Here is a 19,620-nt window from a genome sequence, read left to right on the forward strand (position 1 = left end):
TAACGAACGAATAACAGCGCATAGTGTAAGAGGGAACGCGGCGACAGGCTTAACTATTCACATGAATTAAACTAATCAAAAACCGCGATTTAACTAATATTGCGATGATTGTCTCAAGTAGTGTTTTGTAGATGTAAAGATAAGTATAGTCAGGGTTTCACACCAATTTGTAGCGCCAGTTCACGAATTATGCCTGCGGTCATTCCCCATACAAAATACTGTTCGTACCAGGAAAGCCATACCCGATGCGAATCGCCACGGCGGTAGATATCCAAAGGATGATAACGGCCCAAATGTAACGCCTGGGCGAGCGGCATTTCAAATACTGCGGAGACTTCATCTTCACTGGCGCGATACGGTAAATCAGGCGGGATAATGCCGACCACGGGAGTGACCTGGTAGCCCGTGACGCTATCGACAGGGGGTAACACGCCGATAACCTCAACGGCTGAAGGCGGTATGGCGACCTCTTCTTCGGCTTCACGCAGCGCAGCGGCGATAACTGACGCGTCCGTGTCATCGACTGCACCTCCAGGGAATGCGACTTGTCCAGCATGTTTGCGCAGATGAATGGAACGCTGAGTCAACAGTAAGCCCGGTTGCGGTCGGCGGACGATGGGGATTAACACGGCAGCCTGACGATGATTTAAGGTTTCCCGGTTAATTTGCGGACGCAATAGTTGAAATCGCGATAAAAAATCATCAAGCGTCAGGCCACGGTATTCCACGTCTTACTTCTCCAGTTGCTTCAGGATACGATTAACTTTATCAAAAGTTTCCTGATATTCCGCTTCTTCCTGGCTATCAGCAACGATGCCGCCACCAGCGGAACAGTAAATCTGCCCGTTAACCGCCGTTAGCGTGCGGATGGTGATGCTGGTATCCATATTGCCGCAGAAGCTTAAATAGCCAATGCTGCCGCACCAGGCATTGCGTCGCTGCGGTTCCAGTTCATCAATAATCTCCATTGCCCGCACTTTCGGCGCGCCGGTGATTGAGCCTCCAGGAAAAGCCGCGCGCAGCAGATCGCTGGCATGCAACTGCTCTGGCAAGCGCGCCGTTATGGTGCTGACCAGATGATGCACGGCAGGGAAGGGCTCTACCACAAACAGTTCAGGCACTTTTACTGAGCCTGGTACGGCAACGCGGCCGATGTCATTGCGCATTAAATCGACAATCATCAGGTTTTCGGCGCGATCTTTCGGTGAGTTCGCCAGTTTTTCAGCTTGTTTGTTATCTTCCTGAGGATCGGACAAGCGTGGGAGCGTGCCTTTAATCGGGCGGGTCTGGATCTCACCACCATCACAAAGAATAAACCGTTCTGGTGAAAGGCTTAAAATCACACCTTGTTCCAGACGCAGGAAGGCACTGAACGGTGCGCGGTTGGCCTGATTAAGCTGAACGAACGCCTGCCATTCATCGCCAGAATAGGTCGCGTGAAAACGCTGGGCGAGATTCACCTGATAGCAATCGCCGCTGTGCAGATATTCCTGTACCTGGCGAAATTTCTCGCCATACTGCTCGCGGTTCATATTGGATTGCCAGGCGGATGTTAACTTGAAATCTTGCTGTGGTGCTATTTGCTGGCTGTCCAGCCACACCAGACGAGCATTGACATCACGATGGCTGAGTAGCGAAATACGCTGACGCTGGTGGTCGACGATCAGCGCCCAGTCGTAGATACCAACCGCCATGTCAGGCAAGTCGACATCTCGTTGCGCAATTTCTGGCAGCGACTCAAACCGACGACCCAGATCGTAGCCAAACAACCCAAGCGCGCCGCCCTGAAATGGCAAATTATTGTTATGCGACGGGTGAATGTTTGCACGGTCCAGTGCCTGTTGGAGCACTTTGAGCGGATCGTCAGTGGTCGTTGTGCGGATTTCTCCTTCACACACTACGGTTTCATTATCGTGAGTGGTTAAAGTGCAAACGGGGTCAGCCACCACAATATCAAAGCGACTATGCGGATGGTCGGCGTAGCCGGAGTGCAACAACATCGCCCACGGCAGGTGGCTTAAGCGGGCAAAATAAAATTCAGCGGCGTCCTGACGCCAGGGTAAAGTAATCACAGCGGGAGATAACGTCTTCATCAGTCCTGACTCTACTGGCTATGTGCCGGGTAGCATGAAATAATTAGCGCCAACAATTTAGCAGGAGTTAACAATGTTTGCAGGTTTACCTTCACTCACCCATGAACAGCAGCAAAAAGCCGTTGAGCGTATTCAGGAACTGATGGCACAGGGGATGAGCAGCGGTCAGGCAATCGCGCTGGTGGCAGAAGAGCTGCGCGCCAACCATACCGGCGAGCAAATAGTGGCGCGTTTTGAGGATGAAGACGAGTAACACAAAATGATCCGTATCGATTTCGTCACGGATGACGTCCTGTATCTTGATACGGATAGCCTCATCGGCTGGGATTTTCCGGGATGAACTTACATCGTGCCATTTTTGACGGTATGTGCCTGGACGGCGCGCGTTATGACAATGGTCCACCGCGTCGAAACAAAAATCACGGGGCCATATCTGTTGATTAATTTGGGCTGTGTTGATGATGACGAGAAAAAAGGACGCTTTTCTGAGGTCAATGAAAGCGTCCGGATTGATTTTTAAAGCTGGAGTTTTAACTCACACAAGGGCTTTAAGTTCTTCCTGCATATAAGACGAGAAGTATTCAGGGTTTTTAATCACCACGCGTTCGCCAGAATCCATCTTTTTTGCCCATCCCACCATTTTTTCCGTGAATCCAGGATTCCAGCCTTCCTGTTCAGCTCGCGCAGTAATATCGGCGGTACTCGCGGGGACTCCCAGGTCATGCAAATATTTAAATATTCCTTTCGCCGTACTTTCATTCATCGAGCTTGGTGTTGATGCTGATACATCCATGGCACTAATGAAATCCAGGGCTTTATCTATTGCAGCAGGCATATTCTTGTCCTTAAATTAACCACGTTTTTGATAAGGCTATATATGACCTTAAATTGCATCTAATATCAAAGGGATTATAACGATATATCAGTAGTTAACCTGTTGACATTCAGGTGTTTTAAAGGTAGCAGGTCATGGCGGGTTTTCTAGTGATACAGCAAAAAATTAACGGTGAATCGCCGCGCTCCAGCCAGATTGTTAAGGGCAGAAAAGTCAGAGTAAACGGCTCGGGGAGTTAACAGAATGGTTTAGTTTGGGTGATTAATATCATTTTTGTATAGAAGCAGTTGAAATCATAAAAATAAGTTACCTGACGGATTTCATTATTTATCTAAAGTATCCTCTTAAACACTGGCCGATTTGTTTATAACCGACCAGTATTTTCGAACAATTATCGTCTGATTTTTACTTTGATAGAATTCTTTTTCTGGAATTAAACCGCAGCGATAATCTTAATTTCAACCTTGTACTGCGGATTCATCAGCCCCGCCTGCACCGTGCAGCGCACCGGCGCGTGACCCGCTACAACCCAGGCATCCCACGCTTTATTCATTGCCGCAAAGTCGTTTTTATCGGCAAGGAAAATGGTGGCATCCAGAATGCTCGATTTATTGCTGCCCTGTTTTTCCAGCACGGCGTCAATTTGCGCCAGCGTGTTGGCGGTTTGTTCAAAAGCATCGGCATCGAGGTTTTCTGGTACGCCAGTGTAGTAGAGCGTGTTGTTGTGGATCACCACATCAGACCAGCGGGTTTCAGCGTCGATACGAACGATAGTCATCATTATGTCCTCATTAACTTTCCATTTTTGTGCTGCAAAGACTGCCACAATGTGAGGTTGCCGTCACCACTTCAACTGGCGAAAACCAGCCTGGCCTGACATAATCCCTGTTCAAATCAACAGGGGGTAGTGTGACGGACGATTTTGCACCAGACGGTCAACTGGCGAAAGCGATACCAGGCTTTAAGCCGCGAGAACCACAGCGACAGATGGCGGTAGCCGTCACCCAGGCGATAGAAAAAGGCCAGCCGCTGGTGGTGGAAGCAGGAACCGGTACGGGCAAAACCTACGCTTACCTGGCTCCTGCGCTGCGGGCGAAAAAGAAAGTCATCATCTCGACCGGCTCAAAAGCGTTGCAGGATCAGCTCTACAGCCGCGATTTGCCAACGGTCTCAAAGGCATTGAAATACACGGGCAATGTGGCGTTGCTGAAAGGGCGCTCAAACTACCTCTGCCTCGAACGACTTGAACAGCAGGCGCTGGCGGGCGGAGATTTGCCAGTACAAACCTTAAGCGATGTGATCCTCCTGCGCTCCTGGTCTAATCAAACAGTCGATGGCGATATCAGCACCTGCGTTAGCGTGGCGGAAGATTCACAGGCGTGGCCGCTAGTCACCAGCACCAACGACAACTGTCTTGGCAGCGACTGCCCAATGTATAAAGATTGCTTTGTGGTTAAAGCGCGTAAAAAAGCGATGGATGCTGATGTGGTTGTGGTGAACCATCATCTGTTTCTGGCGGATATGGTGGTTAAAGAAAGTGGATTTGGCGAACTGATCCCGGAAGCAGACGTGATGATCTTCGACGAAGCCCACCAGCTGCCGGACATTGCCAGCCAGTACTTTGGGCAGTCGCTCTCCAGCCGACAACTGCTCGATCTGGCAAAAGACATCACCATCGCCTATCGCACCGAATTAAAAGACACTCAACAGTTACAAAAATGCGCCGACCGTCTTGCCCAGAGCGCGCAGGATTTTCGTCTGCAACTCGGCGAGCCAGGTTATCGCGGTAATCTGCGCGAACTGTTAGCCAATCCGCAAATTCAGCGGGCGTTTTTACTGCTCGATGACACCCTTGAACTCTGTTACGACGTGGCGAAATTGTCGCTGGGGCGTTCCGCCTTGCTGGATGCGGCATTTGAACGCGCCACGTTATATCGTACACGTCTGAAGCGGCTAAAAGAGATCAACCAACCAGGCTACAGCTACTGGTACGAATGCACTTCGCGCCATTTCACTCTCGCGTTGACGCCGCTCAGCGTGGCGGATAAATTCAAAGAATTAATGGAACAAAAGCCCGGAAGCTGGATCTTTACCTCGGCAACGTTGTCGGTGAATGACGATCTGCATCATTTCACCTCGCGGCTTGGTATCGAACAGGCGGAGTCGTTGCTGTTGCCAAGCCCCTTTGATTACAGCCGCCAGGCGTTACTCTGTGTGCCGCGCAATCTGCCGCAAACCAACCAGCCAGGTTCTGCTCGCCAGTTAGCGGCAATGCTGCGACCGATCATCGAAGCTAACAACGGTCGTTGCTTTATGCTTTGTACCTCGCACGCCATGATGCGCGATCTGGCTGAGCAGTTCCGCGCTACCATGACGCTTCCCGTATTGTTGCAGGGGGAAACCAGCAAAGGGCAACTGTTGCAGCAATTTGTCAGTGCCGGTAACGCGCTTCTTGTGGCAACCAGTAGTTTCTGGGAAGGGGTGGACGTGCGTGGCGATACATTGTCATTGGTGATTATCGACAAGTTGCCGTTTACCTCGCCGGATGACCCGCTGTTAAAAGCGCGCATGGAAGATTGCCGTTTGCGCGGTGGCGACCCGTTCGATGAAGTGCAACTACCGGATGCCGTCATTACTCTCAAACAGGGAGTAGGGCGACTGATTCGCGACGCCGACGATCGCGGCGTGCTGGTGATTTGCGACAATCGGCTGGTGATGCGCCCTTATGGCGCCACTTTTCTTGCCAGCCTGCCGCCCGCGCCGCGTACCCGTGATATTGCCCGTGCGGTTCGTTTCCTTGCGATACCATCCTCCAGGTAATTTGTGATGGAGTATGGTATGATGCGCGCCTTTTTATTGATCTAAGCACGAAGACCCATGCGAATTCTGGCTATCGATACCGCGACAGAGGCCTGCTCTGTCGCCCTGTGGAACGACGGTACTGTCAACGCTCATTTTGAGCTTTGCCCTCGTGAACATACTCAACGAATCTTACCGATGGTGCAGGATATCCTGACCACCAGCGGAACTTCCCTGACTGATATTAACGCTCTGGCTTACGGGCGCGGCCCCGGTAGTTTTACCGGCGTGCGCATTGGTATTGGCATTGCGCAAGGGCTGGCACTTGGTGCGGAGCTACCGATGATTGGCGTCTCCACGCTAATGACAATGGCGCAAGGAGCATGGCGCAAAACTGGCGCAACCCGCGTACTGGCAGCCATTGACGCGCGAATGGGCGAAGTTTACTGGGCCGAATATCAGCGTGATGAAAACGGTGTCTGGCACGGTGAAGAAACCGAAGCCGTACTCAAACCAGAACTCGTTCATGAACGGATGCAACAGCTTTCCGGTGAATGGGTAACGGTAGGGACGGGCTGGCAAGCCTGGCCGGATCTCGGTAAAGAACGCGGGCTGGTTTTGCGCGATGGCGAAGTGTTACTGCCCGCTGCAGAAGATATGCTGCCGATTGCCTGTCAGATGTTTGCCGAGGGTAAAACGGTGGCGGTGGAAAATGCCGAGCCGGTTTATTTGCGTAACAACGTCGCGTGGAAGAAACTTCCGGGCAAAGAATGAATCTTAAGAGTATGCCCTGAGAAAAAAGGAGTCGCATCATGGCGGTTCAAAACAATGTTATCAAAGGCATACTGGCAGGTACGTTTGCGCTGATACTGAGCGGTTGTGTCACTGTGCCGGACGCCATTAAAGGCAGTAGCCCAACGCCGCAACAAGATTTAGTTCGGGTGATGAATGCGCCGCAGCTGTACGTTGGTCAGGAAGCTCGATTTGGCGGTAAAGTGGTTGCGGTGCAAAACCAGCAAGGGAAAACCCGCCTGGAAATTGCCACTGTACCACTCGACAGCGGAGCAAGACCGACGCTGGGAGAACCGTCGCGTGGGCGCATTTATGCCGATGTGAATGGTTTTCTTGATCCGGTCGATTTCCGAGGCCAGCTGGTGACAGTTGTCGGGCCAATCACCGGTACGGTTGACGGAAAAATTGGCAACACGCCATATAAATTTATGGTAATGCAGGCAACGGGCTACAAACGTTGGCATTTAACCCAGCAGGTGATTATGCCACCACAGCCGATTGATCCCTGGTTTTATGGTGGGCGAGGCTGGCCCTATGGCTACGGCGGATGGGGCTGGTATAATCCAGGTCCCGCGAGAGTACAAACAGTTGTAACTGAATAATTGCTTGTTTTTAAAGAAAAAGAAACAGCGGCTGGTCCGCTGTTTCTGCATTCTTACAGTAAAGATAAAAATAAATAGTGACGCGCTTCGCAACCTTTTCGTTGGGTAATTATCAAGCTGGTAAGATGAGTTAATATTATGTTAACAACATGTTTATCACTTGGGGTTGCGATGACGACGAACACGCATTTTAGAGGTGAAGAATTGAAGAAGGTTTGGCTTAACCGTTATCCCGCGGACGTTCCGACGGAGATCAACCCTGACCGTTATCAATCTCTGGTAGATATGTTTGAGCAGTCGGTCACGCGCTACGCCGATCAGCCCGCGTTTATGAATATGGGGGAGGTCATGACCTTCCGCAAGCTGGAAGAGCGCAGTCGCGCGTTTGCCGCTTATTTGCAACAAGGGCTGGGTCTTAAAAAGGGCGATCGCGTTGCGCTGATGATGCCTAACTTATTGCAATATCCAGTGGCGCTGTTCGGCATTTTGCGCGCCGGGATGATTGTCGTAAACGTCAACCCGTTGTATACCCCACGCGAGCTTGAGCATCAGCTCAATGACAGCGGCGCATCGGCGATTGTCATTGTGTCTAACTTTGCCCACACTCTGGAAAAAGTGGTTGATAAAACCGCCGTTCAGCACGTTATCCTGACCCGTATGGGCGATCAGCTTTCCACAGCGAAAGGCACACTGGTTAACTTCGTTGTTAAATACATCAAGCGTCTGGTGCCGAAATACCATCTGCCAGATGCCATTTCATTTCGTAGCGCCCTGCATAACGGCTACCGGATGCAGTACGTCAAACCCGAACTGGTGCCGGAAGATTTAGCTTTCCTGCAATACACCGGCGGCACCACAGGTGTGGCGAAAGGCGCGATGCTGACTCACCGCAATATGCTGGCGAACCTGGAACAGGTCAACGCCACCTATGGGCCGTTGCTGCATCCAGGTAAAGAACTGGTAGTAACGGCACTGCCGCTCTATCACATTTTTGCGTTGACCATTAACTGTCTGCTGTTTATCGAACTCGGCGGGCAGAACCTGCTTATTACTAACCCACGTGATATTCCGGGGCTGGTGAAAGAGCTGGCGAAATATCCGTTTACCGCTATCACCGGCGTAAACACCTTGTTCAATGCGTTGCTGAACAATAAAGAGTTCCAGCAGCTGGATTTCTCCAGTCTGCATCTTTCCGCTGGCGGTGGGATGCCTGTTCAGCAAGTGGTGGCAGAACGCTGGGTGAAACTGACCGGACAGTATCTGCTGGAAGGTTATGGCCTGACCGAGTGCGCGCCGCTGGTCAGCGTTAACCCGTATGATATTGATTATCATAGCGGTAGCATCGGTTTGCCGGTACCGTCGACGGAAGCCAAACTGGTGGATGACGACGACAACGAAGTACCACCGGGTCAACCGGGTGAGCTTTGTGTCAAAGGACCGCAGGTGATGCTGGGGTACTGGCAGCGTCCGGATGCTACCGATGAGATCATCAAAAATGGCTGGTTACACACTGGCGACATCGCGGTGATGGATGAAGAAGGATTCCTGCGTATTGTCGATCGCAAAAAAGACATGATTCTGGTTTCCGGTTTTAACGTTTATCCCAACGAGATTGAAGATGTCGTCATGCAGCACCCTGGCGTACAGGAAGTCGCGGCTGTTGGCGTACCTTCCGGCTCCAGTGGTGAAGCGGTGAAAATCTTCGTAGTGAAAAAAGATCCATCGCTTACCGAAGAGTCACTGGTGACCTTTTGTCGCCGTCAGCTCACGGGCTACAAAGTACCGAAGCTGGTGGAGTTTCGTGATGAGTTACCGAAATCTAACGTCGGAAAAATTTTGCGACGAGAATTACGTGACGAAGCGCGCGGCAAAGTGGACAATAAAGCCTGAGCGTTAAGTCAGTCGTCAGACGCCGGTTAATCCGGCGTTTTTTTTTGACGCCCACTAAAGAGAATACAATTTGAATTACCAAATGATTACCACGGACGATGCGCTGGCTTCTTTGTGTGAAGCCGTCCGTGCCTTTCCGGCGATAGCCTGGATACTGAATTTGTTCGTACGCGCACTTATTACCCGCAGCTGGGGTTGATTCAACTTTTCGATGGCGAGCATCTGGCGCTAATCGATCCACTCGGGATCACCGACTGGTCACCGCTGAAAGCGATCCTGCGCGATCCGTCCATCACTAAATTTCTCCATGCGGGCAGTGAAGATCTGGAAGTGTTCCTCAACACGTTTGGTGAATTGCCACATCCCCTGATTGACACGCAAATCCTCGCTGCTTTCTGCGGACGCCCGATGTCGTGGGGTTTCGCTTCCATGGTGGAAGAGTACACCGGCGTTACGCTCGACAAGAGCGAATCGCGCACCGACTGGTTGGCAAGACCGCTAACCGAACGTCAGTGTGAATACGCAGCGGCGGACGTCTGGTATTTATTACCGATCACCGCAAAGCTAATGGTAGAAACGGAAGCCTCTGGCTGGTTACCTGCGGCGCTGGATGAGTGCCGCCTGATGCAAATGCGTCGTCAGGAAGTCGTTGCGCCGGAAGATGCATGGCGTGATATCACCAATGCCTGGCAATTACGTACACGCCAACTGGCCTGTCTGCAACTGTTAGCCGACTGGCGCCTGCGTAAGGCGCGGGAGCGCGATCTGGCGGTGAACTTTGTCGTGCGTGAAGAGCATTTGTGGTCGGTTGCGCGTTATATGCCGGGGAGTCTGGGCGAGCTGGACAGTCTGGGTTTATCCGGTAGCGAAATCCGCTTCCACGGAAAAACGCTGCTTGCGCTGGTGGAGAAAGCGCAGGCATTACCGGAAGAGGCGTTACCGCAGCCAATGTCAAACCTGATGGACATGCCCGGTTATCGCAAGGCGTTTAAAGCGATTAAGTCGCTGATCACTGACGTGAGCGAAACGCACAAGATCAGCGCCGAGTTGCTGGCATCGCGTCGGCAAATCAACCAACTGCTGAACTGGCACTGGAAACTGAAACCGCAGAACAATTTGCCCGAGCTGATTTCCGGCTGGCGCGGTGAGCTGATGGCAGAAGCGTTGCACAATTTATTGCAGGAATATCCGCAGTAAAACCTTCCTGAGCCGGACAGGTGCGTCCGGCTTCAGACAAACTACAAATCTAACACCAGGCGTTTACCCTTCGCGCGTGAACAACAGATCAACATACTTTGCTGGCTGGCGCGTTCTTCATCGCTGAAATACTGGTCCCGATGGTCAGCTTCACCTTCCAGAATCGCTGTTTCGCAGGTCCCGCATACCCCTTCACGACATAAACATTCCACTTTTGCCGCTTTATTATTTTCAATAACCTGCAAAATGGTCATCTCTTCCGGCACCACAAACTCTTTACCGGAACGGGCGAGCACCAGTGTAAACGCATCGCCGGTTTTGTCTTCAATAGCAAACTGCTCACAGTGCAGCGTATCGGCGGCGATGTCCAGACGTGCAGCTTCACTTCTTACCGCTTCATTTAGCGCCTCGGGGCCACAGGTATAAACGTGTGTGCCAGGTTCGATATCCGCCAATAATCGCGCTAATTCAAGTCGCGTTCCGGTCGATGAGTGATGCAAATGGATTTTCTCAGCCTGCGGATGTTGGACTAGCTCATCACGAAATGCGCAGCTTTCTGGATTTCGCGAGCAGTAATGCAGCTGCCAGTCGACGTCGCTGTGTTGCAACTCTGCCATGTGCGACAGGAAAGGGGTGATACCAATACCGCCCGCGATAAACAGATGCTTTCTGGCCGAGGGAATTAGCGCAAACAGATTATTAGGCGTCGAAATGGTCAACCGATCGCCTGCTTTCACCTGCTGATGCAAAAAGCGCGAACCACCGCGCGAGTTTTCTTCCAGTCGAACGGCAATCTGATAATGAGTTGTATCGAGCGGCGAACTCAGCAGTGAATACGCATTGCTGTACTGGTTATCACCATCGCTCATCTGCACAATGACGTGACTTCCACCGTTGAACGCAGGCAGCGGTTTGCCATCGGTTGCCACCAGCGTGAAGCGTTTCACCTCTTCGGTAAGCAGTTCCACCTGACTCACCTGTACTTCAAACATTTGATAGTCTGACATTGCTGTACTCCATCAAAAATCAGCCCGGCGGCGGAATAGACCGCCGCCGATGTCATTAGTCCTTAAACACCTGCGCCAGCAGATTATGGAAGTGGGCGATACCGTGTTCGGAAATCCCGCTACCGCTACTGTCGGCCATGATGCGCCCCTGACCACGATAGCCACGCGATTTCAGCCCTTTCTGTACGCTTTCAACCAGACGCAAATCCTCCGGACGGAATACATCGCGATACCACTCAATCAGCGATTTTTGCTCGTCGGTTAACTCTTCATTGGTGAAGTAAATATCGTAGTTTTGCAGGGTAGTTTCAGAATCCACCGGGAATTCATAAATGACCGTCATCATCCCTTTGATCGGTGTGACGTTCAGCATAGTGCACGGCCACAGCCAGAAACCGTGGAATGCCGCATCCGTACCCTCTTCAAATTTAAACGACTGTTCGGACGGTTTGGCGAAACCGTATTGCAGCGTCCAGTTACCGTGCATGGTGTGCCAGTAACGATCAACCTGAACGGAGTCGGAGAAACCTGGATGCGCCGGACCACAGTGATAGCACTCGAGATAGTTATCGACAATGTTCTTCCAGTTGGCAGGCGTGCGGGTGGTAAAGCGGGCCGCCAGTTTCAGGTCGTGGACTTCCGGGCAGGCTTCCAGCACTTTCGCGCCCAGACCGGGTAACTGATCTTCTACGCTGGTGGCGTTGGGGTCCATGTTGATGAAGACGAATCCAGCATATTCTTCCAGACGCACCGGAACCAGTTGCGCTTTGTCGCTATCGAAATTGGCGACGTTTTCACAGTTACGTGCGTGGGCCAGGTTGCCATCGAGTTTGAATGCCCATGCGTGATATGGGCAGGTAATCACATTTTTTGCTTTTCCTTCACCGCTCAACAACTGATGACCACGGTGCGGACACACGTTATAGAACGCGCGCAAAACCTTATCACGACCGCGTACCAGCACGATGCTTTCGCCAATGATCTCACGCGTCACGTAATCATTAGCATTCGCCAGTTCGCTGCTGTGGGCGACGCAAATCCAGCTTTTAGCGAAGACGTTCTCTTTTTCGTGTTCAAAGGCGTTCTGATCGGTATAAAAACGGGCAGGAATGGTCCACGCCTCTTGCGGGTTAGCGCAAAAATTTTCGGGTAGTACAAAGTCAGGGCTCAGATTGCTCATAGGGATACCTTTATCGTTAGGATGATGGCGCTCAGTTGTCGCCTTTGAATACGGTTCCCGCAGGGAGCACTGGCGTTTTTTCCGGGGCTTCAACCGGTGTCTGCGGGAGATAATGTTCAACTTGATGAGCCGGAATGTCGGCGTAATCCTGTTTCAGCCAGCGAAGAAATCCGCCGACTTTCACCAGTAAAATGACAAGGAAGGGAAGGGCTGTGAGCACGACGGTGGTTTTCATCGTTTCCAGCGACGCGCCGGTGAACAGAATTGAAAGCGGGATCAGTGTGATCACCACGCACCAGAAAAGACGCAGCCCACGGTCAGGATCGTCACCTTCCTGGAGATTTCGCGTACTGGTCGCCGCCATGGTGTAGGCCACCGCATCCATATGCGAGGCAAGGAAAATAATCATCACGCCCAGGTATGCGGCGAGGAACAATTTACCGGCTGGCAACGACATCAGAACTTGTTGAACGGCAGTTTCACCGCCCAGTGTTTCCAGCACCTGTGGGACGTTGATTACGCCATTGATAAACTGATGAATGGCATAGCTTTCCATTACACCAAAGAAGAACCAGCAACCGACGGTGCTGCCGAGGATCAGTCCCCAGATAACTTCTTTAATCTTACGACCGCGCGAAACGCGGGTGACAAACATTGCCACACCGGGCGTGTATGAGATCCACCACAGCCAGTAGAAAACGGTCCAGTTGCGGGTAAATGAACCATCGCCAAGCGGATCGGTAAATAAGCTCATTTGCAGGAAGTTTTGCGTGGTCAGGCCGATGGCATTGATGATGCTGTTGGTAATAAATTCGGTTGGGCCGACAATCAGAACCAGCAATGGCAGCAGGAAGGCGCCCCAGCCGACCATTTTGCTCAGACGTTGCAAACCGTTGTTGATACCAATCCACGAGCTAAGGCAAAAAATACCGCCGGAAAGCAGGATAACAAAAGCCTGTACGGTAAAGTTATCCGGTAAACCGGTCAGCGCGGAAAGACCACGAGTAAAAGTTGCGGCGGTGACGACCAGGGAAATAGTCAGTGCGCCGACAGTGGCGATCAGAAACATCAAATCGACCAGTTTTCCCCACGGACCTTGCGGGCGAATGCCGGTAATAGCAGCAATAATGCCGGAAAGGCTCAGCCCCTTATTTTTCCGCACATGGAAGTGGTAAGCCATGATTAATGAGGCCAGCGTATAGGTTGCCCACGCGCTGATTCCCCAATGGAAGAAGGAGTAGGGAACGCTAAATTCGAGTGCCTGTTGTGAACGCGGCGCGATATTTAAACCAGGCGTTTGATAATAATAGGCCCACTCAGCAACCCCCCAATAAAGCGTAGAAGAACCTAAACCGGCACAAATAAACATAAACAGCCAGGAGAGCGTGCTGTATTCCGGTTTTCCTTCGCCAAGACGAATATTGCCGTATTTACTGGTGGCTAAATAAATCACCAGTCCCATTGCCAGCAAAACCAATACCTGTACGGCGGAACCTAACGTACGCGTGACAAAAGTGAATATTGCGTTGGCCGCGTCGGCCGATTGTTGTGGGAAAAGGCTTAATGCAGCTGCGATGAAAAGAATGGCCACCAGACTGATGCTTATCAGCGGCACATCTTTTTTCTTAACATTGCTCATCATGAGTCATCTCCTGGGCATAAAAGCCCGTCTCTGGCTTTTGCCAGTTGTAATTATGTGCAGGGTAATGAATTGCATGTTGTGTTTAACAAATTGATTATTTGCATGTTACATAAATTAAACAATTAAGAATACGGAAAGCCATAAAACACGAAACGGAAACAATAAAAGGTGAAATGACGCAGGTTATTTACTGAAGAGAATGAATAAAAAAACCGCGTCAGTGACGCGGTTCAAATAAACTGGTTTGACCTTAACGCAAAATAATTTTGCAAATCGCGTCGGCAACCTGTGGTGTGGTGGCATTGCCTTTCATATCGGGTGTTTTCGGCCCGTGAGCAATCACTTCTTCAATCGCTGCCAGAATACCGTTATGCGCTTGCTGGAAACGCTCATCGCCATTGCCGAGGAAATCGAGCATCATTGCACCGGCCCAAATCGTGGCGATAGGGTTAGCAATATTTTTCCCGTAGATATCCGGCGCGGAACCGTGGACAGGCTCGAAGAGCGACGGAAAAGTACGTTCCGGATTCAGGTTGGCGGATGGGGCAATGCCGATGGTGCCGGTGCAGGCCGGGCCAAGATCGGAAAGGATATCGCCAAACAAATTGGATGCCACCACCACGTCAAAACGTTCTGGTTGCATCACAAAGCGCGCGCAGAGAATATCAATATGCTGCTTGTCCCAGCGGATCGCCGGGTAATTTTCTGCCATTGCTTCCACGCGCTCATCCCAGTACGGCATGCTGATGGCTAAACCGTTAGATTTGGTGGCAGAAGTTAGCGTCTTACGTGGGCGGCTTTGTGCAAGTTCAAAGGCATAACGCAAAATACGGTCGACGCCACGGCGGGTAAATACCGATTCCTGGATGACAACCTCATGCTCCGTTCCTTCGTTTAGCCGTCCACCCAGAGACGAGTATTCGCCTTCTGTGTTCTCGCGCACTACGTAAAAATCGATATCGCCAGGCTGTTTCCCCGCCAGTGGGCAAGGTACGCCAGGAAAGAGGCGGACCGGACGCAGGTTAACGTATTGGTCAAATTCACGGCGAAATTTCAGCAGCGATCCCCATAACGAAATATGGTCCGGAACGGTATCCGGCCAGCCGACAGCACCAAAGTAGATAGCGTCGAAACTGCTGAGTTGTTCATGCCAGTCGTCCGGCATCATTTTGCCGTGATGGCTGTAATATTCGCAACTTGCCCACTCCATCTGCTCAAAGCTTAAGGCGAAGCCCCAGCGTTCAGCGGCAGCCTGTAACACACGAATCCCTTCAGGAAGGACTTCTTTGCCGATTCCATCCCCGGGTATTGCAGCGATCCGAAACGTTTTCATCATTGGGTTCTCACTTCCTGACCATCAAAATTGACAATACCCTCATCCTATAATTGACTGAAAAGGAATTAATCCCCGCAACTGGTGAAACATAAAACACGAATCATGAATAATTTACCGCTGCTGAACGATTTGCGCGTCTTTATGCTGGTGGCTCGCCGGGCTGGTTTTGCTGCTGTAGCAGAAGAAATGGGTGTTTCTCCGGCTTTCGTTAGCAAGCGTATCGCCTTACTGGAACAAACGCTGAACGTGGTGTTATTACACCGCACCACTCGTCGCGTGACGATCACCGAAGAAGGTGAGCGGATTTATGAGTGGGCGCAGCGCATATTGCAGGATGTCGGGCAGATGATGGATGAACTCTCCGACGTGCGCCTCGTGCCACAAGGGATGTTGCGTGTTATCAGTAGTTTTGGGTTTGGACGGAGAGTTGTTGCTCCGGCATTATCGGCGCTGGCAAAGGCTTATCCGCAACTGGAATTACGCTTTGACGTGGAAGACAGACTGGTCGACCTGGTTAATGAAGGCGTCGATCTCGATATTCGTATTGGTGATGACATTGCACCTAACTTAATCGCCCGCAAACTGGCGACCAATTACCGTATCCTCTGCGCGTCGCCGGAATTTATTGCACAACATGGTGCGCCGAAACATTTCACGGACCTTTCAGCGTTACCTTGTCTGGTTATAAAAGAGCGCGATCATCCATTTGGCGTCTGGCAATTGCGCAATAAAGAAGGAAACCACGCCATTAAAGTCACCGGCCCGCTGTCGTCTAATCATGGTGAAATAGTGCATCAATGGTGTCTCGATGGTCAGGGTATTGCGCTGCGCTCCTGGTGGGATGTCAGCGAAAATATTGCCAGTGGCCATTTGGTGCAGGTACTACCAGAGTATTATCAGCCCGCGAATGTCTGGGCGGTGTATGTATCCAGGCTGGCAACATCAGCGAAGGTGCGGATAACGGTAGAGTTTTTACGCCAGTATTTTGCCGAACACTACCCGGGTTTTTCACTGGATCACGCCTGATTAATGATTCAATTATCGGGTTATTATCAGGTTAAAACCTGATTTTCTCCTTTCTAAGCCACTACAGATTGGTTAGCATATTCACCTTTAATCGCGCATTTCCCAAAGAAAATTAAAGAGGTTAACGTGTTCGCTGAATATGGGGTTCTGAATTACTGGACCTATCTGGTTGGGGCCATTTTTATCGTGCTGGTGCCTGGGCCGAATACTTTGTTTGTGCTTAAAAATAGCGTCAGCAGTGGAGTGAAAGGTGGTTATCTTGCAGCCTGCGGCGTATTTATTGGTGATGCGGTATTAATGTTTCTGGCGTGGGCAGGTGTGGCAACGTTGATTAAGACCACACCGATATTATTCAACATCGTACGTTATCTTGGCGCGTTTTATTTGCTCTATCTTGGGGGTAAAATTCTTTACGCCACCCTGAAGGGCAACAATAGCGAGGCCAAATCGGATGAACCGCAATATGGCGCTATTTTCAAGCGCGCCTTAATATTGAGCCTGACCAACCCGAAAGCTATTTTATTCTACGTGTCATTTTTCGTGCAATTTATCGACGTTAATGCGCCACATACGGGTATTTCGTTCTTTATTCTGGCGATGACACTTGAGATAGTCAGCTTCTGTTATTTGAGCTTTCTGATTATTTCCGGCGCCTTTGTCACGCAGTACATTCGCACTAAAAAGAAACTGGCAAAACTAGGTAACTCTCTGATTGGTTTGATGTTTGTTGGTTTTGCCGCTCGACTGGCGACGCTGCAATCTTAATGCTTTCCGCCCGCGATACCGCGGGCTTCCCTCCTGAACGCTACCGCGACTGGACGTTGACACGGTGCTAAAAAGTAACCAATAAATGGTATTTAAAATGCAAATTATCAGGCGTACCCTGAAACGGCTGGAGTAAACGGTTTTCAGCGCATTTACCGAAGGAGGGAGAAGGATGCTACAAATCCCACAGAATTACATTCATACACGCTCAACACCTTTCTGGAATAAACAAACCGCACCTGCCGGAATATTCGAACGTCATCTTGATAAAGGAACTCGTCCCGGGGTTTACCCTCGATTGTCCGTTATGCATGGGGCGGTCAAATATCTCGGCTATGCTGATGAACACAGCACAGAACCTGATCAGGTGATCCTTATCGAAGCAGGGCAATTTGCGGTGTTCCCGCCGGAAAAATGGCACAACATTGAAGCCATGACTGACGATACTTATTTCAACATCGACTTCTTCGTTGCCCCTGAAGTCCTGATGGAAGGCGCAAAACAACGGAAAGTCATTCATACCGGGAGATGAATTATGGGCAAAGCAACGTATACCGTAACCGTCACCAATAACAGTAATGGTGTCTCTGTTGATTATGAAACAGAGACACCGATGACATTGCTGGTGCCAGAAGTTGCGGCGGAAGTGCTAAAAGATCTTGTTAACACGGTGCGCTCTTATGACACAGAAAACGAACATGATGTTTGTGGCTGGTAATTTTACCTGATAGAAAATTGCGCCATTTTATGCGTCATCGCAAAAAAAATATGCGTGATGCCCATCACAATTTTTTACTTCTTTGATGTTGTGCTATGCTTTTTATTAGCGACCAACTCGCTAATACAAAACAGATAAGGAAGGATAAAATGGGCATTCTGTCATGGATTATTTTTGGGCTTATTGCAGGTATTCTGGCTAAGTGGATTATGCCAGGTAAAGATGGTGGTGGATTCTTCATGACTATCCTGTTGGGGATTGTCGGCGCCGTGGTCGGCGGATGGATCAGTACACTGTTTGGTTTTGGTAAAGTCGATGGCTTCAACTTTGGCAGCTTCGTGGTTGCGGTGATCGGTGCGCTTGTCGTGCTGTTTATCTACAGAAAAGTCAAAAGCTAACGCTGAAATAAAACAAAGGCTGCTTTTTCGCAGCCTTTGCTATTTTTACAGGTGCAGTGTTACCACCACCCTAGCTCGGTACCGAGGACGACAATAATCGCAACACCCATCATAATAATCGTTGTTTTTTTCATCTTTATGCTCCTGGGGCAGCATAGCCGCCAATAAAAAACCACGCTAAAAATACGACTGCCGTAATAAAGATTACGACAGGGAAAATAATACCGATTCGCATGTTATCACCAATCAAAAGGATGTGAATACGCCTCAGGAATCCAGAGCTGAATGCGCGACAAAAGGCTTTTTCTCTTTGTGTTTTTTCTCCTGGTACATTGCAATATCGGCGGCATGCAGGGCGCTGTCGGCATCGGTTGTTTCAGGATCCACTTCAATAATGCCAAGCTGGCGCCAGGATAAAACAAGTCAACATCACCTAAGTGATATTCACCGCGTATTTGCTGCTGAATACGCTCACGCAATGACGGGATATCGGCATTTTCATCGGCCAGCGAAGCGACCAAAAATTCATCACCGCCGAGACGACCAATAATCTCGCTATTCTGATGTAGTGTGTTAAGGCGCTGGCCAACCTGAATGAGAAACAGATCGCCGCTATTATGACCAAAACGGTCATTGATTAATTTGAAGTTATCCAGATCGATAAAGGCAATAATTGCTTTACGCTTCAGATGCCGCGCGAGAGAAAAAAGTGTCGTCAGATTATCAAAAATTGCCCTTCGATTCGGCAGTCCCGTCAAAGAGTCAGTATAGGATTGCGCAATCAACGCCGCATTAGCTTCACGCAATTGCTCAACCAGCGCCTCTTTTTGGATGTATTGTGTAATAAGCCCGGCGAATAACTGCAAAACTTGCTCTGCACGTTCGCTCCACGGGCGTTTCTCGCTGCTGGCGGCGCAAAGCGTGCCGTAGAATGAGCCATCCGGTAAGTGAATCGGTGTGCTCAGAAATGTCGTGATCCCAAGATTGCGTGCCGCAATGCAGTCGCCCCAACGGTCAGGGACTTCATCGCTGAAAAAACAGTTCTCATCAATTGCGCGTTTGCACAATGAGTGATCCCAGGAAACGGTAAAATTCTCCGGGATGTGCATTTTTTGGCTATTACGGGCATACAAAATGTGTTGCAGGCGCGCGTCAATATCCACTTTTGTCAGATACGTCGACTCCATGTCGGTAACCATTTCCAGCATCTCCAGAAGTTGCCGGACCAGACTTTCCAGAGACTGTTCCGAGGCGAGTGACTGCGAGACGCGGGCAATGATCTGATCTGACACGAAAGAACTCCAGGTGGTGGTAGGTAAAATGCTGAATATTTAATCTTT

At 50.4% G+C, this 19,620-nt stretch carries 20 protein-coding genes and 2 pseudogenes; 11 read left to right on the forward strand and 11 right to left on the reverse strand.

Going from position 1 to position 19,620, the window contains the following annotated elements; all coding sequences use genetic code 11:
• Positions 1 to 149: 149 nt before the first annotated feature.
• Together CRI63_RS20330 and pabB are read right to left on the reverse strand one after the other, a co-directional pair.
• Positions 150 to 728: a CoA pyrophosphatase gene (locus CRI63_RS20330; RefSeq protein ID WP_064529235.1), complete on the reverse strand. Its 579-nt coding sequence runs from the start codon at positions 726 to 728 to the stop codon at positions 150 to 152.
• A 3-nt stretch (positions 729 to 731) separates the two neighbouring features.
• Positions 732 to 2,093 (reverse strand): aminodeoxychorismate synthase component 1, encoded by a 1,362-nt coding sequence (gene pabB, locus CRI63_RS20335; RefSeq protein ID WP_135520573.1) that lies wholly within the window; start codon positions 2,091 to 2,093, stop codon positions 732 to 734.
• 73 nt (positions 2,094 to 2,166) lie between these two features.
• Between pabB and CRI63_RS20340 the strand changes: the two genes are divergently transcribed.
• Positions 2,167 to 2,346: a YoaH family protein gene (locus CRI63_RS20340; protein ID WP_130218763.1), complete on the forward strand. Its 180-nt coding sequence runs from the start codon at positions 2,167 to 2,169 to the stop codon at positions 2,344 to 2,346.
• A gap of 282 nt (positions 2,347 to 2,628) precedes the next feature.
• Here CRI63_RS20340 and CRI63_RS20350 read toward each other — a convergent pair whose 3' ends face one another.
• On the reverse strand, positions 2,629 to 2,928 hold the full coding sequence (locus tag CRI63_RS20350; RefSeq protein ID WP_130208426.1) for a DUF1889 family protein: 300 nt from the start codon (positions 2,926 to 2,928) through the stop codon (positions 2,629 to 2,631).
• A gap of 433 nt (positions 2,929 to 3,361) precedes the next feature.
• Positions 3,362 to 3,706 carry a RidA family protein gene (locus CRI63_RS20355; RefSeq protein ID WP_130223696.1) on the reverse strand — a complete coding sequence of 115 codons (345 nt, stop codon included), beginning with the start codon at positions 3,704 to 3,706 and terminating at the stop codon, positions 3,362 to 3,364.
• A 131-nt stretch (positions 3,707 to 3,837) separates the two neighbouring features.
• On the opposite strand from CRI63_RS20355, the gene CRI63_RS20360 reads away from it, so the two are divergent.
• From CRI63_RS20360 to rnd, 5 genes and pseudogenes are all read left to right on the forward strand, one after another.
• Complete coding sequence (locus CRI63_RS20360) at positions 3,838 to 5,748, forward strand: ATP-dependent DNA helicase (RefSeq protein ID WP_135385903.1); 1,911 nt, start codon at positions 3,838 to 3,840, stop codon at positions 5,746 to 5,748.
• 57 nt (positions 5,749 to 5,805) lie between these two features.
• Complete coding sequence (gene tsaB, locus CRI63_RS20365) at positions 5,806 to 6,501, forward strand: tRNA (adenosine(37)-N6)-threonylcarbamoyltransferase complex dimerization subunit type 1 TsaB (protein ID WP_135520575.1); 696 nt, start codon at positions 5,806 to 5,808, stop codon at positions 6,499 to 6,501.
• A 38-nt stretch (positions 6,502 to 6,539) separates the two neighbouring features.
• Positions 6,540 to 7,121 carry a Slp family lipoprotein YeaY gene (gene yeaY, locus CRI63_RS20370; protein ID WP_130218769.1) on the forward strand — a complete coding sequence of 194 codons (582 nt, stop codon included), beginning with the start codon at positions 6,540 to 6,542 and terminating at the stop codon, positions 7,119 to 7,121.
• A 204-nt stretch (positions 7,122 to 7,325) separates the two neighbouring features.
• Positions 7,326 to 9,011 (forward strand): long-chain-fatty-acid--CoA ligase FadD, encoded by a 1,686-nt coding sequence (gene fadD / locus CRI63_RS20375; RefSeq protein WP_130218771.1) that lies wholly within the window; start codon positions 7,326 to 7,328, stop codon positions 9,009 to 9,011.
• An 82-nt stretch (positions 9,012 to 9,093) separates the two neighbouring features.
• Positions 9,094 to 10,208 (forward strand): annotated as a pseudogene (gene rnd, locus CRI63_RS20380) (ribonuclease D).
• Between the two features lie 41 nt (positions 10,209 to 10,249).
• Here rnd and yeaX read toward each other — a convergent pair.
• The 4 genes from yeaX to dmlA form a co-directional block, all read right to left on the reverse strand.
• Positions 10,250 to 11,215 (reverse strand): carnitine monooxygenase reductase subunit YeaX, encoded by a 966-nt coding sequence (gene yeaX, locus CRI63_RS20385; protein ID WP_135520577.1) that lies wholly within the window; start codon positions 11,213 to 11,215, stop codon positions 10,250 to 10,252.
• A 55-nt stretch (positions 11,216 to 11,270) separates the two neighbouring features.
• Positions 11,271 to 12,395, reverse strand: coding sequence for a carnitine monooxygenase, oxygenase subunit YeaW (yeaW, locus tag CRI63_RS20390; protein WP_000067822.1), 1,125 nt, complete (start codon positions 12,393 to 12,395; stop codon positions 11,271 to 11,273).
• A 31-nt stretch (positions 12,396 to 12,426) separates the two neighbouring features.
• Entirely contained in the window at positions 12,427 to 14,037 is a 1,611-nt protein-coding gene (yeaV, locus tag CRI63_RS20395) for a BCCT family transporter YeaV (RefSeq protein ID WP_130257680.1), read from the reverse strand.
• 250 nt (positions 14,038 to 14,287) lie between these two features.
• Positions 14,288 to 15,373, reverse strand: coding sequence for a multifunctional D-malate/3-isopropylmalate/tartarate dehydrogenase (dmlA, locus tag CRI63_RS20400; RefSeq protein ID WP_135385906.1), 1,086 nt, complete (start codon positions 15,371 to 15,373; stop codon positions 14,288 to 14,290).
• Positions 15,374 to 15,475: 102 nt separating this feature from the next.
• On the opposite strand from dmlA, the gene dmlR reads away from it, so the two are divergent.
• The 5 genes from dmlR (at position 15,476) to CRI63_RS20425 (ending at position 18,280) form a co-directional block, all read left to right on the forward strand.
• Positions 15,476 to 16,399, forward strand: a complete 924-nt coding sequence (dmlR, locus tag CRI63_RS20405) for a DNA-binding transcriptional regulator DmlR (RefSeq protein WP_135520579.1) — start codon at positions 15,476 to 15,478, stop codon at positions 16,397 to 16,399.
• A gap of 126 nt (positions 16,400 to 16,525) precedes the next feature.
• Complete coding sequence (gene leuE, locus CRI63_RS20410; protein WP_130208404.1) at positions 16,526 to 17,164, forward strand: leucine efflux protein LeuE; 639 nt, start codon at positions 16,526 to 16,528, stop codon at positions 17,162 to 17,164.
• A 181-nt stretch (positions 17,165 to 17,345) separates the two neighbouring features.
• Positions 17,346 to 17,696, forward strand: coding sequence for a DUF1971 domain-containing protein YeaR (yeaR, locus tag CRI63_RS20415; protein WP_240725503.1), 351 nt, complete (start codon positions 17,346 to 17,348; stop codon positions 17,694 to 17,696).
• A gap of 3 nt (positions 17,697 to 17,699) precedes the next feature.
• The gene (locus tag CRI63_RS20420; protein ID WP_064529220.1) at positions 17,700 to 17,882 is read left to right on the forward strand and encodes a DUF1869 domain-containing protein; all 183 of its coding nucleotides are present in this window, start codon (positions 17,700 to 17,702) and stop codon (positions 17,880 to 17,882) included.
• Positions 17,883 to 18,031: 149 nt separating this feature from the next.
• On the forward strand, positions 18,032 to 18,280 hold the full coding sequence (locus CRI63_RS20425; RefSeq protein ID WP_064529219.1) for a GlsB/YeaQ/YmgE family stress response membrane protein: 249 nt from the start codon (positions 18,032 to 18,034) through the stop codon (positions 18,278 to 18,280).
• 59 nt (positions 18,281 to 18,339) lie between these two features.
• Here CRI63_RS20425 and yoaJ read toward each other — a convergent pair whose 3' ends face one another.
• From yoaJ to CRI63_RS20440, 3 genes and pseudogenes are all read right to left on the reverse strand, one after another.
• Complete coding sequence (gene yoaJ / locus CRI63_RS20430) at positions 18,340 to 18,414, reverse strand: protein YoaJ (protein ID WP_001386836.1); 75 nt, start codon at positions 18,412 to 18,414, stop codon at positions 18,340 to 18,342.
• Between the two features lie 2 nt (positions 18,415 to 18,416).
• Positions 18,417 to 18,515, reverse strand: coding sequence for a YoaK family small membrane protein (locus CRI63_RS20435; protein ID WP_001219350.1), 99 nt, complete (start codon positions 18,513 to 18,515; stop codon positions 18,417 to 18,419).
• Between the two features lie 32 nt (positions 18,516 to 18,547).
• Positions 18,548 to 19,572 (reverse strand): annotated as a pseudogene (locus tag CRI63_RS20440) (sensor domain-containing diguanylate cyclase).
• Between the last annotated feature and the right edge of the window lie 48 nt (positions 19,573 to 19,620).

The organism is Escherichia sp. E2661 (assembly GCF_004745185.1).
Lineage (GTDB): Bacteria > Pseudomonadota > Gammaproteobacteria > Enterobacterales > Enterobacteriaceae > Escherichia.

What these genes read in the sequence shown, in the direction of transcription:
- CRI63_RS20420 (WP_064529220.1), top strand. Translation starts at nt 17,700, where the DNA reads ATGGGCAAAGCAACGTATACCGTAACCGTCACCAATAACAGTAATGGT.
- CRI63_RS20340 (WP_130218763.1), top strand. Translation starts at nt 2,167, where the DNA reads ATGTTTGCAGGTTTACCTTCACTCACCCATGAACAGCAGCAAAAAGCC.
- dmlA (WP_135385906.1), bottom strand. Translation starts at nt 15,373, where the DNA reads ATGATGAAAACGTTTCGGATCGCTGCAATACCCGGGGATGGAATCGGC.
- yeaY (WP_130218769.1), top strand. Translation starts at nt 6,540, where the DNA reads ATGGCGGTTCAAAACAATGTTATCAAAGGCATACTGGCAGGTACGTTT.
- CRI63_RS20350 (WP_130208426.1), bottom strand. Translation starts at nt 2,928, where the DNA reads ATGCCTGCTGCAATAGATAAAGCCCTGGATTTCATTAGTGCCATGGAT.
- yeaX (WP_135520577.1), bottom strand. Translation starts at nt 11,215, where the DNA reads ATGTCAGACTATCAAATGTTTGAAGTACAGGTGAGTCAGGTGGAACTG.
- CRI63_RS20425 (WP_064529219.1), top strand. Translation starts at nt 18,032, where the DNA reads ATGGGCATTCTGTCATGGATTATTTTTGGGCTTATTGCAGGTATTCTG.
- tsaB (WP_135520575.1), top strand. Translation starts at nt 5,806, where the DNA reads ATGCGAATTCTGGCTATCGATACCGCGACAGAGGCCTGCTCTGTCGCC.
- dmlR (WP_135520579.1), top strand. Translation starts at nt 15,476, where the DNA reads ATGAATAATTTACCGCTGCTGAACGATTTGCGCGTCTTTATGCTGGTG.
- CRI63_RS20355 (WP_130223696.1), bottom strand. Translation starts at nt 3,706, where the DNA reads ATGACTATCGTTCGTATCGACGCTGAAACCCGCTGGTCTGATGTGGTG.
- CRI63_RS20435 (WP_001219350.1), bottom strand. Translation starts at nt 18,515, where the DNA reads ATGCGAATCGGTATTATTTTCCCTGTCGTAATCTTTATTACGGCAGTC.
- yeaW (WP_000067822.1), bottom strand. Translation starts at nt 12,395, where the DNA reads ATGAGCAATCTGAGCCCTGACTTTGTACTACCCGAAAATTTTTGCGCT.
- yeaV (WP_130257680.1), bottom strand. Translation starts at nt 14,037, where the DNA reads ATGATGAGCAATGTTAAGAAAAAAGATGTGCCGCTGATAAGCATCAGT.
- pabB (WP_135520573.1), bottom strand. Translation starts at nt 2,093, where the DNA reads ATGAAGACGTTATCTCCCGCTGTGATTACTTTACCCTGGCGTCAGGAC.